We start from the raw sequence: 14567 nt of genomic DNA, 5'->3' as shown, positions 1-14567 counted from the left end.
CCGCACGTCCTCGCCGGCGGTCCTGTCCGTGTCCGGTATATCCGGCAGCCCATCATCGAAGGGGCCAGCGCCGATGACATTCGCGCACCAAGCCGCACCCCCGCTCCAGCTCGCCGTGAACCTCCTCGACGCGCAGTCGCTGCTGGCCACCTTCGGCACGCTCGGCATCGCCGTCGTCCTGTTCGCCGAGACCGGCCTGCTCGTCGGGTTCTTCCTGCCCGGCGACTCGCTGCTGTTCACCGCCGGGCTGCTGTGCGCCGGAGGGTCGGCGAGGACACCGGGGCACCTGTCCCTCACCTGGGTGCTCGTCGCCGCCGCCGTGGGTGCGCTGGCCGGAGCCCAGGCCGGATACCTGCTCGGCCGCCGCGCCGGACCGGCCCTGCTCGCGCGCGCCAAGTCCCGCAGGATCAGCGAAGGCGCCGCCCGCGCCTCGGACATCCTGGAGCGGTACGGCCACGCCAAGGCGATCGTGCTGGCCCGTTTCCTGCCGGTCGTGCGTACCGTGCTGAACCCGCTCGCCGGTGCCCTAGCCGTCCCGGCACGCACCTTCACCCTCTGGCAGGCGCTCGGGGGACTGGTGTGGACCGCGGGCCTGGTGCTGGCCGGATACGCGCTGGGCGCCTCGGTCCCCAACGTCGACCGCTACCTGCTGCCGATCATCGCCGCCATCGTCGTCGTCTCGCTCATCCCGGTCGCCCTGGAAGTGATCCGCTCCCGGCGCTCGCACGGCACGGACGGAGGCCGCGCCTGATGCGCACGGTGACACCCATGATCTTCGCGCAGGGGTACGACGGTTCGGGCATCGACGGGACCGCGTACGTGGACGTGGTCGACGCCGCGCACCGCGCACCGTCCTGGCTGGACAGCCTCGTCTCGGCGTACTCCACCTACGGGCTCGCCCTGTTCGCGGTCCTGATGCTGATCGGCTGGTGGCAGGCCCGTCACCAGGACGCGCCCCGGGCGGTGAAGGCCCTGGCCGCCCCCGTGCTGACGGTGATCGCCTTCGTCGTCAGCACCGCACTGAAGCAGGTGGTGCACGAGAACCGGCCGTGCCAGTCCCTGCACGTGATCACGCTGGAGGCGTGCCCCGCGCCCGGCGACTGGTCGTTCCCCAGCAACCACGCCACGCTGGCCGCCGCGGCGGCGGTCGCCCTGTGGTTCGTCTCGGCCCGCCTCGGCGTGATCGCCGCGATCGGCGCGTTGGCGATGGCGGCCTCCCGGGTGTGGGTCGGCGCCCACTACCCGCACGACATCGTCGCCGGTCTCGTCGTCGGCGCGCTTGTCGCACTCCTTCTCGCGCTGCTGCTGTCCCGGCACGCGCGGGCCGCGGCCGGGCTCTTCGGCCGGACACGGCTGCGACCGCTGGTCGCGGCGTGAACGCCGCCGACGCGCCTGATCCCCCGGCCGTCGGCGTGTCCGTCCGGCGGAGTCGTAAGGGGCGGTGGTGTGTGGTCGCCGCCGCCGCGTTCGCGGGTCTGGCGGCAGCCGTGCTCGCCGCGGACGGCGGGACGATCGTCTTCGAAGCGGCTCTCCACCGATGGGCGCTGGAGAACCGTCCGACCCCGGTCGTCACGGTGCTGAGCGCCATGACGACCACGGGCACCGGCATCACCCCCTATGCCGTGGCGCTTTGCGCGGGACTGATCGCCGCGCGCCCTCTCGATGCCGTGCGAGACCGGCACACCGCAATTCGGCTCGCCCTGCCCGCCCTCGTGTCCGCCGCGTGGCTGGCACTCGGGCAGGCGCTGCGCTTCGCCCTGATGGCGGCGATCGCCCGCCCGAGGCCCCCGGCGGAGGACTGGCTCACCCACGCCTCGCGCGGGTCGTTCCCCTCCGGCCACACCACCACCTCGGCGATGGCCGCCGGACTCCTCGTCCTCGCGCTCCTCGTCCGTCGCCCGCCCGCGTACCGGCTGTGGGTGGGGCTGACCGTCGTGTGGGCCGTCGCGGTAGGGGTGAGCCGGGTGTGGCTGGGCGTCCACTGGGCCGGTGATGTGGTCGCCGGCTGGTTGCTCGCCACGGTGTGGACGTTGTCGGCCGCTCTGATCACAGCGGCGGTGGCTCGAACTCGAAGTCAGCCGCGCCGACTTCGACGTCCGTCCCGGCCGGGCGGCTCCTCTTCCTCGTGGAGTTCGGACCGGACCCGGCGGGAAGGCCGGAAGGCGTAGAGGTCGAGGACGCCGGTCGGGTCGGTGACGCCCGGTCCTCCGGCCTTGATCCAGTCGGTGATGTCGGTCGTGGCGTCGGGGTCGTTGACCAGGCCGAGCCAGATGGGACGTGCGCCGCTTTCGCGGCCTGCGGCGGAGGGCTGGACGACGATGACGTTGGCGTGTTCGCACGCGTTGAGGCAGTCGGTGACACGTACGGTCGCGCTGCCGTCGAGTCTCTGGCGCAGGTCGCGGAGTTGGTCGGCGTGGTCGAGTCCGGGGACCTTCGCGGTTCCGCAGCAGCAGCCGCGGCAGACGGTGACGGTCGGCCGGGCGGCCCCCGGGGCGGGAGCGGTCCGGCGGGTGCGTCTGCTCACTCGGTTTCCTTGGGATGGACCGGGTAACCGGCCGTGATGTGCGAGGAGTTGGTACGGGCCGGTGCCGCCGCCGCTGGACGGTCGGTGTGCGCGGTGACGGCGGCGGCGCAGGCCGTTGAGCCCGACGATAACGGTGGAGCCCTCGTGTCCGGCGACGCCGAGGGGGAGGGGGGAGTGCCGACCAGGTCCCAGATCACCAGGCGGCGTGCGGTGCGGGAGAGTCGCAGGACGGCGGGGACGGCGGTGGGCTCGGCCTCCGCGACACCCCCGTCGAACAGCCCGTACCGGCCGCCGCCGACTGACGCGGGCGCGTGTGTGCCGAAGCGCTCGTCCCGGTGAAGGGGGAAGACGCTCGGTGCCGAGGGCGGCCGTCCCCGGCCGATGGCCGGTCAGGCCGGGATCGACATGGCCTTGCCCGTCTCGGCGTACGTCTTGAGGTTGGACAGGACGAAGCTCCAGCCGCCCGAGATCTGGCGCAGCTCCTGCTCGTCGCGCAGGTTGACGTGCGTGACGGTGAGCTGGACGGTGTCGCCGTACGGCTTGAGCTCGAAGGTCACCCGGGACGGGCCGTGCGGGCGCTCCTCGTCGGGTCCGGCCCAGGTCAGCACCAGGCGGCGCGGCGCGTCGATCTCGACCACGGTGCCGACGACGTCGTCGATGCCGGACTCGTCCAGGCGGCGGTGCGCCCAGGGGGAGCCGGGCTGCCAGTCGGAGACGTTGTGGTGGAACCAGTACGCCGCCGTCGCCTCGGGGTCCATGAGGTACTCCCAGACCTTCTCCGGGGTGGCGGCGATGTAGGTGGTGTGGACGAACTCGGGGCGCGGCTCGTTCTCGGCGCTCATGGCGGCCTCTGCTTTCTGTTTCAGTGCGCTCAGCGCGTCCAGCCGTGGCTGGTCGAAGGCGCTGATCCACCGCTCCTGGATCTCGTGGAGCGGTACGGGGTTGAGGTAGTGCAACTTCTCGCGGCCCCTGCGGACCGTGCTGACGAGGTGGGCGGCCTCCAGCACCCCGAGGTGCTGGGTCAGTGACTGCCGGGCCATCTGCACGCTCTCGCACAGCTCGCCCAGTGTCCGCCCGTTGTTCTCGCGCAGCTTGTCCAGCAGGAACCGCCTGGTCGGATCGGCCAGGGCCTTGAAGACCCGATCCATCTCGCTGCTCACACCTTCAATAATGCAGGTAAATGCCTGCATGTCAAAGCGGGCTGCGCTCGCGCTGTCGCACGTGTGTATGGGCTGCCGGTCGGCTTCAGGCCGCGGCGCACGCGTCGGGCCGCCCGGGCGGCGGTCCCCGTCAGTCGTGGTCGGACTTGGTCAGCGCCTCGGTGATCAAGCGGGTGGCGAAGTTGCGGTCGTCGGTGATCCGGTTGATGCGCTCCGCGAGCAGGACGGCCGTCGCTTCCAGGGGATTCATCTCGGCGTCGGTCCAGCGTCCGTACTGCGCGCGCCACAGGTTCGGGCTCAAGCCGTTGCCGGCCGCGATGACCAGGCCCGCCATGGTGGGGATGACTTCGGGGCGGAAGGTCTTGGGCATCATGCCCATCGTGCCCACGAACGTGGGCACCACGTACTCGATGACGTCCTCGTCGTGGTCCTCGCAGGCCGAACGCAGCCAGCGCATGTACATGTAGATGAGGGTGCAGACGCCGTCCAGCAGGGCGTCGACTCCCGCAGGGCCCAGGGATGCGGCGAACTGGCCGACCATCTCCTGCTGTTCGCGGTCGGTCTCGGTCCTGTCGTCGTAGATGGCCTGCAGCCGGGAGTCGATCATCATGAGCGCCGCGCCCACATCGCCGACGGGTGCGTACTTCGGGTCACAGGGTGATGACACAGGACTGCTCCTCAATGGAACGCAGCGGGCAAAACGGCCTGTCCGTACGGTAGTCCGCCCAGAAGAGGAGGGTCCGGCGAATCCCGATGCTCGCCCTCATGGAGTGCACCCCGTCAGGGGACCAGCGGCCCGGCCAGCACCTCCAGCCCCGCCGTACGGTCCCCGGCCCAGGTCACCGATCCGGTGTCCCGGGGCTTGCGCCCCCACAGCATCAGCAGCAGGTCCTCGGCGGTGCCCGAGACCTCCGCGACCGGCTCACCGGGTCCGTAGGCCCAGTGGCGGCCGGAGTCGGTGGCGGTGATCCGTACGGACTGCCCGGGACGGGCGGCGCCTCCCTTGGTGACCATGCGGGGCGCCATGGTGTCGAAGACCTCGGCGACGCCGTCGGCGGCGAGCGCCGGGTCCATCGGCGTCGCCGGGCCGAGTGCGTGCTCGGCGTCCCACCGGTGCATCAGCGTCTCCTGGGCGCGGCGCCGACGCCAGAACCCGACCGTGCGCGGCGGGGAGAACGTCCACGCCCCGGTCGAGGGATCGACCGACAGTGCCTCCACGAGCGCGTCCGCCGTCTCGGCGTACCAGTCCTTCAGGCCGGCCCGGTCGCGGGGTGCGGCACCCTCGTCGTAGCCACGGCCGTGCCCCTCCCGCACCGCCGTGACGACCCAGAGGTTCCCCGCTCCCATGTGCGCGGCCAGATCCGCCAGGCGCCAGTCGCCGCAGTGCTCGACCGGCGCCGACACGTCACCGTCCAACGCGGCGCCGAACGCGTCCAGTTCACGCCTGAGTTCAACCAGGTGGTCCACGGGAGCCAAGGTACAGCCCACCCTTCGCGCGCGTGGTGGGCCGTACCGCGGCCGCCCGGCTTCACAGTACGACGAACCACACCAGCACGAGCAGGAGGACCTCGACCGCCAGGATCCGCACCGGGGCGCTCTCTGTTTGCGCGCCGGTCCGGCGTGTGACACCTTCGCGGTGGAGGCACTCCCTCCGGATGATTGTGGTGCCGAATCCGAGCACGGGCATTCCGGTCCAGCGCTGCCCGTGGTCTGTCCGCAGGGCGTGAATCGAAACAGCCACGGAGGACCGAGCCGGTATGACAACCTCGCGCGTTCCGCTGTCGATCCTCGACCTCGTGCCCGTCGCCTCCGGCACCGACACGACCACCGCGCTCAACCAGTCCGTGGAGCTGGCGCGACTCGCCGACTCCCTCGGATACCACCGGTACTGGTACGCCGAGCACCACAACGTCCTCACGTTCGCCTCCTCGGCGACCTCGCTGCTCATCGGCCGGGCCGCCGAGCACACCGAGCGCATCCGGCTGGGCTCCGGCGGCGTGATGCTGCCCAACCACAGCCCCCTGATGGTGGCGGAGTACTACGGCACGCTCGCCGAGATGTACGGCGACCGCATCGACCTCGGACTCGGCCGCGCCCCGGGAACCGACCCGACGACCGCCGCCGCCCTGCGCCGGGGCGCCGCCGCCACCGACACGTTCGTCGAGGACGTCGTGGAACTGCATCGCTACCTCGGCTCCCGCGACACGGCACCGGGATCGGTGAAGGCGCTGCCCGGCCGGGGCACCGAGGTCCCGCTCTGGATGCTCGGGTCGAGCCTCGACGGCGCCGCCGTCGCCGCCTACCTGGGCCTGCCGTACGCCTTCGCCTCGCACTTCGCGCCCCAGCTGCGGCACCAGGCGCTGACGCTGTACCGCTCACGCTTCTCGACGGAGTTCAGCACCGCCGAGATCAAGCGGCCGTACGCCATGGCGGGCGTCAACGTGCTCGTGGCACCGACCGACGACGAGGCGCGTTTCCTGTTCACCACGGCCCAGCAGATGGCCGCGGGCATCTACACCGGCCGGCGCGGCCCGCTGCCGCCTCCGGTCGAGGACCTGGCGGCCGTGATCAGCCACGAGGTCGCACACTTCGTGGACGACTTCCAGCAGGTGCGTGCGGTCGGGTCCCCGGAGACGGTCGTCGCCGAGCTGGCAGCGATCGTCGCGGACCTGGAGGTGGACGAACTGATCATCACCACCTATACGCACGACCCCGCGCACCGGTCGCGTTCCTTCGCGCTGCTCGCCGAGGCATGGGGGCTGAACAACCACGCCGATTGACCCGAGGAAGTGACGGCAGTCATGACAAGGATCCTGATGGTGCTGTCGGGCGTCGACCACTGGACGCTCGACAACGGTGACAAGCATCCGTGCGGTTACTGGGCCGAGGAGTTCGTGGTTCCGCACCGCGTCCTGAGCGGGGCGGGGTTCACCGTGGACATCTCCGCCCCCGACGGCGGCAAGCCCGTGCCCGACCCGGTGAGTCTCAAGCCCGAGGTTGCCGGCCCCAAGGCGCCCGAGTACGCCGCGTACATCAAGGAACACGCCGCGGAGCTGGCGAGCCCGCTGCCGTTCTCCGAGGTCGACGTGGACCTGTACGACGCGATCTTCATCCCCGGTGGTCACTCCCCGATGGAAGACCTCGCGTACGACCCCGATCTCGGCCGGATCCTCCAGGAGGCCGAAGCCGTCAAGAAGATCATCGCACCGGTCTGTCACGGCCCCGCCGGGCTGCTGTCGGCGAACCTGCCCGGTGGCCGCTGGCTCTTCGAAGGCCGCACCATGGCCGCGTTCAGCAACGAGGAGGAGAAACTCAACGGCACCGCGGAACACGCCCCCTGGCTGCTGCAGAACATGATCACGTCGCGCGGCGGCAGGGTCGAGGACGTCAAGGCGTGGGACCCGCACGTCATCGTCGACGGCAACCTGCTCTCCGGCCAGAACCCGGCCTCCGCCGGCCCGCTGGCCGAGAAGGTCGTCTCCGTACTCAACAGCCGCTGACGGCCAACTACAGCATTCGCAGGGCGGTTTCGAAGAGCCGGCCGACCCGATCGGCCGCATCGTCGCGCAGTCGCGGGGGAGTTGATCAGCCCAGCTCGTACGACCGGGATCCCGCACCCGCGAGGTTGCCGCCGTCGACGATGAGATACTCCTCGCACAGGGGGCGCCCCTCGAAATAGCACTGCAGGATGTCGAGAGTCCCTGCGGCATAGCGGGCCTGCGCGGAAAGCGTCGTCCCGGAGATGTGGGGCGTCATCCCGTTGAATTGCATGGTGCGCCAAGGGTGATCGAGCGGAGCGGGCTCGGGAAACCACACGTCGCCCGCATAACCGGCGATCCGACCGGACTTGAGGGCCTCGACGACGGCGTCGCGGTCGACGAGCCGCGCGCGCCCGCAGTTGATGACGTACGTCCCGCGCTTCATTTTGCCGAACATCTCCGCGTCCAGCAGGTTCTCCGTCGAGGGGTACAGCGGCAGTTGGAGACTCACGATGTCGATGTCGCGGATCATCGACTCCAGGTCGGGATGGTAGGTGAGCCCCAACTCCCGCTCGATCTTCGGATCGAGCGGGTGGCGCTGGTGGTAGTGCAGCTCCAGACCGAAGGGCTTCAGCCGCTCCAGCACGGCCAGGCCGATCCGACCGGCGCCGACCGCCCCGTACTTCATGCCCTGGACGTCGTAGGCGCGCTCCACGCAGTCCGCGACGTTCCAGACGCCACCGGCCGAAATGCTGTGCGCCGGGAGGTAGTTGCGGACCTGGGCCAGGATCATCATGACCGTGTGCTCGGCCACGCTGATGCTGTTCGAGCCCGTGACCTCGGCGACGGTCACATGCGCCTCCGCGGCGGCCTTCAGGTCGACGTGATCGGACCCGATCCCCGCCGTGAGCGCCAGCTTCAGCTTCGACGCCTTGGCGATGCGCTCTTTCGTGAGATAGGCCGGCCAGAACGGCTGCGAGATGACGACCTCGGCCTCGGGCAGATACTTCTCGAACTCGGCCTGCTCTCCGTCCTTGTCGCTCGTCACGACGAAGGTGTGGCCGAGCTTCTCGAGGTAGCCGCGCAACCCGAGTTCGCCCGAGACACATCCGAGGAGCTCACCCGGCGTGAATCCGAGGGGGCCCCGAGGAGCGGGTGCCGGTCGGCCGTTCGGGTACCAGGGGACCTCCGGGATTTCTTCCCGGGCGTAGACGGGCGGATATCCGGCCTGAGGGTCGGGATAAAGCACGCAGAGAATCGTCGACATCAGCAGACCTTTCGCGGTGTTGATGCGGCTAGCGGGCGGTGAGCAGCACCTTGCCGATGTGGCTTTCGTCCATCACGCGGTGTGCCTCGGCGGCATCGGCCATGTGCAGTTCGCGGTCGATGACGGGCCGTACCTTCCCCGCCGCGATCAGCGGCCAGACGTGTTCGCGTACGCCCGCGACGATGGCGGCCTTCTCCTTCAGCGGCCGCGACCGCAGCGAGGTCGCGGTGACGGTGCCCTCCTTCATCAGCAGCGCCGCGATGTTCAGCTCCCCCTTGGTGCCGCCCTGGAGGCCGATGATCACGAGCCGTCCGTTGACGGCGAGGGCCCGCACGTTGCGGTCGAGGTACTCACCGCCGCCCATGTTGTCGAGGATGACGTCGGCGCCCGCACCGTCGGTGGCCCGCTCGATCCCGGTGACGAAGTCCTGCTCGTGGTAGTTGATCAGGATGTCGGCGCCCAGCTCGGCGCAGAGGTCCAGCTTCGCCTTCGACCCGGCCGTCACCGCGACCCGGGCGCCGATGGCCCTGGCCAGCTGGATCGCCATCGTCCCGATGCCGCCGGCCCCGCCCTGCACCAGCAGCACCTCACCGGCACGCAGGTGCGCGACCATGAAGACGTTCGACCACACCGTGCACGCCACCTCGGGCAGCCCCGCGGCCTCCACCAGGCTGACGCCCTTGGGTACGGGCAGCAGCTGACCTGCCGGAACGGCGACCTTCTCGGCGTACCCACCACCCGTGAGCAGCGCGCACACCTCGTCGCCGACGGACCAGCCGGAGACGCCGGGACCGAGCGCGGCGATCCGCCCCGAGCACTCCAGACCGGGGTACGTGGACGCGCCGGGCGGCGGGTCGTAGACGCCCTGACGCTGCATGATGTCGGCGCGGTTCACGGCGGCGGCCGCCACATCGACCAGCACCTCGCCCTCACCCGGCACCGGATCCGGCACCTCGGTCCAGGTCAGCTTCTCGGGCCCACCGGGTTCGGAGATCGTGATCGCGTGCATGGCGGCGACGGTACCCCTGAGGGGGGTGTGTACCGGGGAGGCGGTTTCGGCCCGGTTGGCCGTGTTCGCGAATTGCGCCACCCGTGTCTTGACCCGGTGGGGAGGCGTTGGACAGTTTCCGGTCTCGTCGGTCGAAGGGCGGATCAAGGTGAGCGGGAAGCGCATGGTGGACGTCGTCGTGCTCACCATGAACGACCGGGACGAGGAGTTCCGCACGGCGATGGCGTCAGTGCTCGCCCAGCGGGACGTGGACCTGCGCGTGGTGATCGTCGGGAACGGTGTGGAGCCGGACCACGTACCCGATGGTGTGCGGAGCGTCGCGCTCGCGGTCAACACGGGTATCCCGGAGGGCCGCAACGTCGGCGCCGAGGCGCTGGCCGCCGGTGGCGCGGAGTTCGTGCTGTTCTTCGACAACGACGCGGTCCTCCCGGACCCGCACACCCTCACGCGGCTGATCGCCGAGTTCGACCGGCACCCGGACGCCGCCTACGTCCAGCCCCGCATCGCCGACCCCACCACCGGCGAGACCCTGGGTCGCTGGGTTCCCCGGCTCCGCTCCGGGGACGCCCGACGCCCCGGAGCCGTCACCGTCATGGCCGAGGGCGTCGTGCTCGTACGCCGAGCGGACTTCGACGCCGTGGGCGGCTGGCCCGACCACTTCTTCCTCTTCCACGAGGGCATCGACCTCGCGTGGCGACTCTGGGACCTCGGCCGCATCGGCTGGTACGCCGCCGACATCGAGGTCCACCACCCGGCGACCAACCCCGCCCGGCACGGCCCGTACCACCGCATGATCGCCCGCAACCGAGTCCGGCTCGCCCTCCGCCGCCTCCCGGCTCCCTTGATCCCGATCCACCTGACCACCTGGACCGTGCTCAGCCTGTGGCGCTTCCGCACTTCCGGAAACCTGACCGTCTGGCTCAAGGGCTTCGCGGAGGGCCTGCGTGGAGGGCACGGGGAGCGGCGGCCGATGTCGTGGCGGACGGTTTGGCGGCTTACGCGGGCGGGGCGGCCGCCTGTGGTGTGACGCGGCTGGGTGTGACTCCTGGGGGGCCCAGTCGATCAGTGGGCTTCGATCGCTGCGTCGACTGCGACCTCTCCCCATGGTGTCCCGCCGACCGCGATCGGCAGCGCTAGCTCGTCCTCGGGCGAGACGGCGTGGTTCGGCGGTCGTGTTCGTTCTCCCAGATCATCAGCAGCACGGAGGGGCAATCGCAGAAATGTCCGATACCGCTCACGTGCCCGGCCGGAAGTCACCTGCCCGTGGCCACTACTCAGCAGGGTCGAGAGGCAGCGCGGTAGGAGTCAACGTGGCTCGCCCTGGCGCGAGTTGGCGGGGTGCGAAAGGTCGGGGTCACCCCGACGACCTGCTGTCCGTCCAGGCCTCCTCCAGGGCCTGGAGTACCTCCTCGTCGCTGACCTGGTCGAAGTCGTCGTACCACTGGCCGACGGCCTGGAAGGCGGGGGGTTGGTGGAGGCAGATGACGGCGTCGGCGGTCCGGCGGAGGTCGGTGACCGCGCTGGGGGCGCCGACGGGGACGGCGAGGAGCAGGTGGGCGGGGGAGTGGGTGCGGAGGTGGTGGAGCGCGGCGCGGGCGGTGGCGCCGGTGGCCAGGCCGTCGTCCACGAGGATCACGGTGCGGCCGGAGAGGTCGGGAGCGGGGCGGTCGCCTCGGTAGAGGTGCTCGCGGCGGTGGAGTTCGGTCCGTTCGCGGGTCACGGCCGGGGCGAGTTCCTCCTCGCTCAGGCCGAGCATCGCCAGGGCGCGGCGGTCGAACAGCGGGGGGCCGTCGCCCACGATCGCGCCGATGCCGGTCTCCGGGTGGCCGGGTACGCCGATCTTGCGGGCCACCAGGATGTCGAGGGGCGCGCCGAGTGCCCGGGCGACTTCGGCCGCCACCGGGACGCCGCCCCGGGGCAGGGCCAGGACGACGGGGTCGACGAGGTCGCCGTCGGCGGCCCACTCCGCCAGCCGGACGCCCAGTTCCTGGCCGGCGCGGCGGCGATCGGGGAATCGCATGGGCGGTCACCTGCCTTCCGGCGACTCCTGCGGACGCATGTCCGGAGTTTCCCGTGGGCGGCCTGTCAAACCCGGACCGTCCCGCCGAACCTGGGCTGTCCGGCGGACCACGGCCGTCCGCCACGCCACCCCCGGACGGACGGCCCGGCGGGGTGATCGGCGGGCGCCGGGGTAACCGGCACCCCATGGAGAACTCCGCCGAATACATCGCACTGGCCGGGGGCGGCTCGCTGTGGTTCCGCGTGGTGGGGATCGTCGTCGCCGTCGTACTGCTCGGCGCGTTCTGGCTCGGCAGCCGCCGGGTGCGTGAGCGCCGCGCGTCGACACCCGCCCCCGGCTCCCCGGAGCGCCGGGGCGGCGTCGAGAGCCGCGAGGGTGTCGGCTGGAGCACCCCGGACGCCCGGAACGACACGCGGGACTGACGGCACACATGACGCATGGGCGGCGGAGCGGGGGCGTGCCCCGCTCCGCCGCCGCCGTCGGCTCTCGCCTGCCGTGGGCGGCCCCTCAGTGGGCGCCCAGGCCCCCGCCCCCGAAGGAGCCGCTCGAACCCTTGCTCCAGCGTGGGCGCTCCTTCGCCGTGCTGGGCCTCGTGTGCATGTTGGACAGCTCGTACGGGGTCAGCGGGCGCCCGCCCTTGGGTATCCGCGGGACCTCGTCCGGCTCTCGGTTCTCCTGAACCTCCCGTACGGCACCCTCCGGAGGCAGATGTGGCTGTTCCTCGGGGCGCGGCCGGGGTGGCTCGCTCTGCTTGACGCGGGAGGTGATCCAGAAGCCGCCGCCCAGTAGCGCGAGCAGTGCGACGGCGATCACGAACAGTACGAGACTCAGCAGGCCGCTCGGCGCCGCCAGCTGGACCATTGGAGTGCTCATATCACCGGGGTACCCCGTACAAATCGGTATGAACATGACGCTATGGGTGGTGGATCACATGCCCACCGTGACGGCTCCCTCCGGCATCGCGTCGACGTGTTTACCGCGTCGACGTGTTTACGCCGCCCCGCCACGGCTACCCGCCCCCTTGTGACGACACCGCCGCCCCCGCGAGACGCGCCCTACCAGTTCCTGGAGGACCGCTTCGCCTGCGCGCAGGCATGTGCCGAGTGCGCGCGGGAGTGCGCGGTGCGTGCGAGCCTCGTGGGCGCGTACGGTTCCGCGCGGCGGATCGGGATCATGTGCGCGGAGGTCTGCGACACGACCTGCCATCTGCTGTCCGAGGACGGCAGCGTGGAGGTCGACGGCACCGAGACACGGATCAGACTCCAGCTGGAGTGGTGCCGCTCCGTCTGCATCGAGGGCGTCCACGCCTTCGAGGGGCTGACCGGCGCCGAGGTCGCGGCGGCGGCATGCCGCAGGTGCGCCGAGGCGTGCACCGCCTTCATGGCCGCCCTCGACTGACGCGCCCGCACGACCCGCCCGCACGCCCCCCCCGCACGACCCGGGTCTCCTGCGCACCGCTCTCCCTCCGCACCCCTATCCGTCGATGATCATCCCGTGTTACGAAGAGCCATGCCTGCACACGAGGGAACCCGGACGTATGACGCCGTGATCGTCGGTGGCGGACACAACGGCCTGGTCGCCGCCGCCTATCTGGCCCGCGCCGGCCGCTCCGTACTGGTCCTTGAGCGGCTGGACCACACCGGGGGCGCCGCCGTCTCCACCCGGCCGTTCGCCGGGGTCGACGCCCGGCTGTCGCGCTACTCCTACCTGGTCAGCCTGTTGCCGGACAAGATCGTGCGCGATCTCGGCCTCGACTTCCGCGTCCAGGGCCGGACCATCTCCTCGTACACCCCGGCCGAGCGGGGCGGCCGAGCCACCGGACTGCTCGTCGGCGGCGGGGAGGAGCGCACGCGTGAGGCGTTCGCCGCGCTGACCGGCGGCGAGCGCGAGTACGCCGCCTGGCAGCGCTTCTACGGCATGACGGGCCAGGTCGCCGAACGCGTCTTCCCCACGCTCACCGAACCCCTGCCCACCCGCGACGAGTTGCGCCGCCGGGTGGACGACGAGACCGCCTGGCGGGCGCTGTTCGAGGAGCCGATCGGTGTCACGATCGAGGAGAACTTCCGTGACGACCTGGTCCGGGGTGTCGTCCTCACCGACGCGCTGATCGGCACCTTCGCGGACGCCCACGACGCCTCCCTCGCCCAGAACCGCTGCTTCCTCTACCACGTCATCGGCGGCGGCACCGGCGCCTGGGACGTGCCCGTCGGCGGGATGGGCGCGCTCACCGACGCCCTCGCCGGGGCCGCCCGCGCCGCCGGAGCCGTCATCGCCACCGGGCACGAGGCGGTCCGTATCGACACCGACGGGCAGACCGCCGAGGTCACCTACCGCACCGCCGACGGCGAGGGCACCGCCGTCGCCCGGCACGTCCTGGTCAACGCCTCGCCGCGGGAACTGGCCGCGCTCACCGGGGACACCGCCCCCGAACCCGCCGAGGGCGCCCAGCTCAAGGTGAACATGCTGCTCAAGCGGCTGCCCAGGCTCCGCGACAGCGCCGTCGACCCCCGCGAGGCCTTCGCCGGGACCTTCCACATCTCCGAGGGCTACGGGCAGCTCGCCACCGCCCACGCCCAGGCCGCCGCGGGCGAACTCCCCGCCGCGCCGCCCTCGGAGATCTACTGCCACTCCCTGACCGACCCCAGCATCCTCGGCCCCGACCTCGCCGCGCGCGGCTACCAGACCCTCACCCTCTTCGGCCTGCACACCCCGGCCCGGCTCTTCGCCGCCGACAACGACGCCGTGCGCGACGAGCTGCTCAAGGCCACCCTCGCCCAGCTGGACGCTCACCTCGCCGAACCCCTCGCGGACTGCCTCGCCACCGACGCCGACGGCCGGCCCTGCATCGAGGCGAAGACCCCGCTCGACCTCGAACGCGACCTCGGGCTGCCCGGCGGCAACATCTTCCACCGCGCCCTGTCCTGGCCCTACGCCCAGGAGGACACCGGCCGCTGGGGCGTGGAGACCCGGCACGCCAACGTCCTGCTGTGCGGCGCGGGCGCGGTGCGCGGCGGCGGGGTGAGCGGCGTACCCGGGCACAACGCGGCGATGGCCGTCCTGGGGGAGTAGCCGTCTGGGCGAGAGTCACCCCGGCCGTTCGGCAACCCG

General features: G+C 71.4%; 17 protein-coding genes. 9 read left to right on the top strand and 8 right to left on the bottom strand.

Annotated elements, in window-relative coordinates; all coding sequences use genetic code 11:
* Window positions 1-73 precede the first annotated feature (73 nt).
* From AB0E91_RS20960 to AB0E91_RS20950, 3 genes are all read left to right on the top strand, one after another.
* Window positions 74-751: a DedA family protein gene (locus AB0E91_RS20960; protein ID WP_361783828.1), complete on the top strand. Its 678-nt coding sequence runs from the start codon at window positions 74-76 to the stop codon at window positions 749-751.
* A 17-nt stretch (window positions 752-768) separates the two neighbouring features.
* The gene (locus tag AB0E91_RS20955) at window positions 769-1377 is read left to right on the top strand and encodes a phosphatase PAP2 family protein (RefSeq protein WP_361783825.1); all 609 of its coding nucleotides are present in this window, start codon (window positions 769-771) and stop codon (window positions 1375-1377) included.
* A gap of 71 nt (window positions 1378-1448) precedes the next feature.
* Complete coding sequence (locus tag AB0E91_RS20950) at window positions 1449-2168, top strand: phosphatase PAP2 family protein (protein WP_361783822.1); 720 nt, start codon at window positions 1449-1451, stop codon at window positions 2166-2168.
* Here AB0E91_RS20950 and AB0E91_RS20945 read toward each other — a convergent pair.
* From AB0E91_RS20945 to AB0E91_RS20930, 4 genes are all read right to left on the bottom strand, one after another.
* Window positions 2075-2524 (bottom strand): (2Fe-2S) ferredoxin domain-containing protein, encoded by a 450-nt coding sequence (locus AB0E91_RS20945; RefSeq protein WP_361783819.1) that lies wholly within the window; start codon window positions 2522-2524, stop codon window positions 2075-2077. The two genes, AB0E91_RS20950 and AB0E91_RS20945, sit on opposite strands and share 94 nt — an antisense overlap.
* 389 nt (window positions 2525-2913) lie before the next feature.
* On the bottom strand, window positions 2914-3672 hold the full coding sequence (locus AB0E91_RS20940; RefSeq protein ID WP_161178231.1) for a metalloregulator ArsR/SmtB family transcription factor: 759 nt from the start codon (window positions 3670-3672) through the stop codon (window positions 2914-2916).
* A 142-nt stretch (window positions 3673-3814) separates the two neighbouring features.
* Window positions 3815-4351: a hypothetical protein gene (locus tag AB0E91_RS20935; protein ID WP_361783816.1), complete on the bottom strand. Its 537-nt coding sequence runs from the start codon at window positions 4349-4351 to the stop codon at window positions 3815-3817.
* A gap of 113 nt (window positions 4352-4464) precedes the next feature.
* Entirely contained in the window at window positions 4465-5151 is a 687-nt protein-coding gene (locus tag AB0E91_RS20930) for a maleylpyruvate isomerase family mycothiol-dependent enzyme (protein ID WP_361783813.1), read from the bottom strand.
* A gap of 290 nt (window positions 5152-5441) precedes the next feature.
* On the opposite strand from AB0E91_RS20930, the gene AB0E91_RS20925 reads away from it, so the two are divergent.
* Together AB0E91_RS20925 and AB0E91_RS20920 are read left to right on the top strand one after the other, a co-directional pair.
* The gene (locus AB0E91_RS20925; RefSeq protein ID WP_361783810.1) at window positions 5442-6464 is read left to right on the top strand and encodes an LLM class flavin-dependent oxidoreductase; all 1023 of its coding nucleotides are present in this window, start codon (window positions 5442-5444) and stop codon (window positions 6462-6464) included.
* A 21-nt stretch (window positions 6465-6485) separates the two neighbouring features.
* The gene (locus AB0E91_RS20920; RefSeq protein ID WP_361783807.1) at window positions 6486-7184 is read left to right on the top strand and encodes a type 1 glutamine amidotransferase domain-containing protein; all 699 of its coding nucleotides are present in this window, start codon (window positions 6486-6488) and stop codon (window positions 7182-7184) included.
* 85 nt (window positions 7185-7269) lie between these two features.
* Here the strand turns inward: AB0E91_RS20920 and AB0E91_RS20915 are convergent, their stop codons facing one another.
* Window positions 7270-8430 (bottom strand): NAD-dependent formate dehydrogenase, encoded by a 1161-nt coding sequence (locus AB0E91_RS20915; protein WP_361783804.1) that lies wholly within the window; start codon window positions 8428-8430, stop codon window positions 7270-7272.
* A gap of 28 nt (window positions 8431-8458) precedes the next feature.
* Window positions 8459-9439 carry an NAD(P)H-quinone oxidoreductase gene (locus tag AB0E91_RS20910; protein WP_361783801.1) on the bottom strand — a complete coding sequence of 327 codons (981 nt, stop codon included), beginning with the start codon at window positions 9437-9439 and terminating at the stop codon, window positions 8459-8461.
* 163 nt (window positions 9440-9602) lie between these two features.
* On the opposite strand from AB0E91_RS20910, the gene AB0E91_RS20905 reads away from it, so the two are divergent.
* The gene (locus AB0E91_RS20905) at window positions 9603-10466 is read left to right on the top strand and encodes a glycosyltransferase (RefSeq protein WP_361784566.1); all 864 of its coding nucleotides are present in this window, start codon (window positions 9603-9605) and stop codon (window positions 10464-10466) included.
* Between the two features lie 327 nt (window positions 10467-10793).
* Here AB0E91_RS20905 and AB0E91_RS20900 read toward each other — a convergent pair whose 3' ends face one another.
* Window positions 10794-11459, bottom strand: coding sequence for a phosphoribosyltransferase (locus AB0E91_RS20900; protein WP_361783798.1), 666 nt, complete (start codon window positions 11457-11459; stop codon window positions 10794-10796).
* A 185-nt stretch (window positions 11460-11644) separates the two neighbouring features.
* On the opposite strand from AB0E91_RS20900, the gene AB0E91_RS20895 reads away from it, so the two are divergent.
* A complete protein-coding gene (locus AB0E91_RS20895; protein WP_361783795.1) occupies window positions 11645-11881 on the top strand; it encodes a DUF6479 family protein in 237 nt (78 codons plus the stop codon).
* Between the two features lie 85 nt (window positions 11882-11966).
* Here the strand turns inward: AB0E91_RS20895 and AB0E91_RS20890 are convergent, their stop codons facing one another.
* Window positions 11967-12332, bottom strand: coding sequence for a DUF6479 family protein (locus AB0E91_RS20890; protein WP_361783792.1), 366 nt, complete (start codon window positions 12330-12332; stop codon window positions 11967-11969).
* Window positions 12333-12482: 150 nt separating this feature from the next.
* Between AB0E91_RS20890 and AB0E91_RS20885 the strand changes: the two genes are divergently transcribed.
* On the top strand, window positions 12483-12857 hold the full coding sequence (locus AB0E91_RS20885) for a ferredoxin (protein ID WP_361783789.1): 375 nt from the start codon (window positions 12483-12485) through the stop codon (window positions 12855-12857).
* Window positions 12858-12968: 111 nt separating this feature from the next.
* The gene (locus AB0E91_RS20880) at window positions 12969-14528 is read left to right on the top strand and encodes an NAD(P)/FAD-dependent oxidoreductase (RefSeq protein WP_361783786.1); all 1560 of its coding nucleotides are present in this window, start codon (window positions 12969-12971) and stop codon (window positions 14526-14528) included.
* Window positions 14529-14567: the final 39 nt, after the last annotated feature.

The organism is Streptomyces sp. NPDC026659 (assembly GCF_040638245.1).
Classification (GTDB): domain Bacteria; phylum Actinomycetota; class Actinomycetes; order Streptomycetales; family Streptomycetaceae; genus Streptomyces.
Note: the sequence above shows the minus strand (reverse complement) of the source record. Positions and strands in the feature narration are given on the sequence as shown.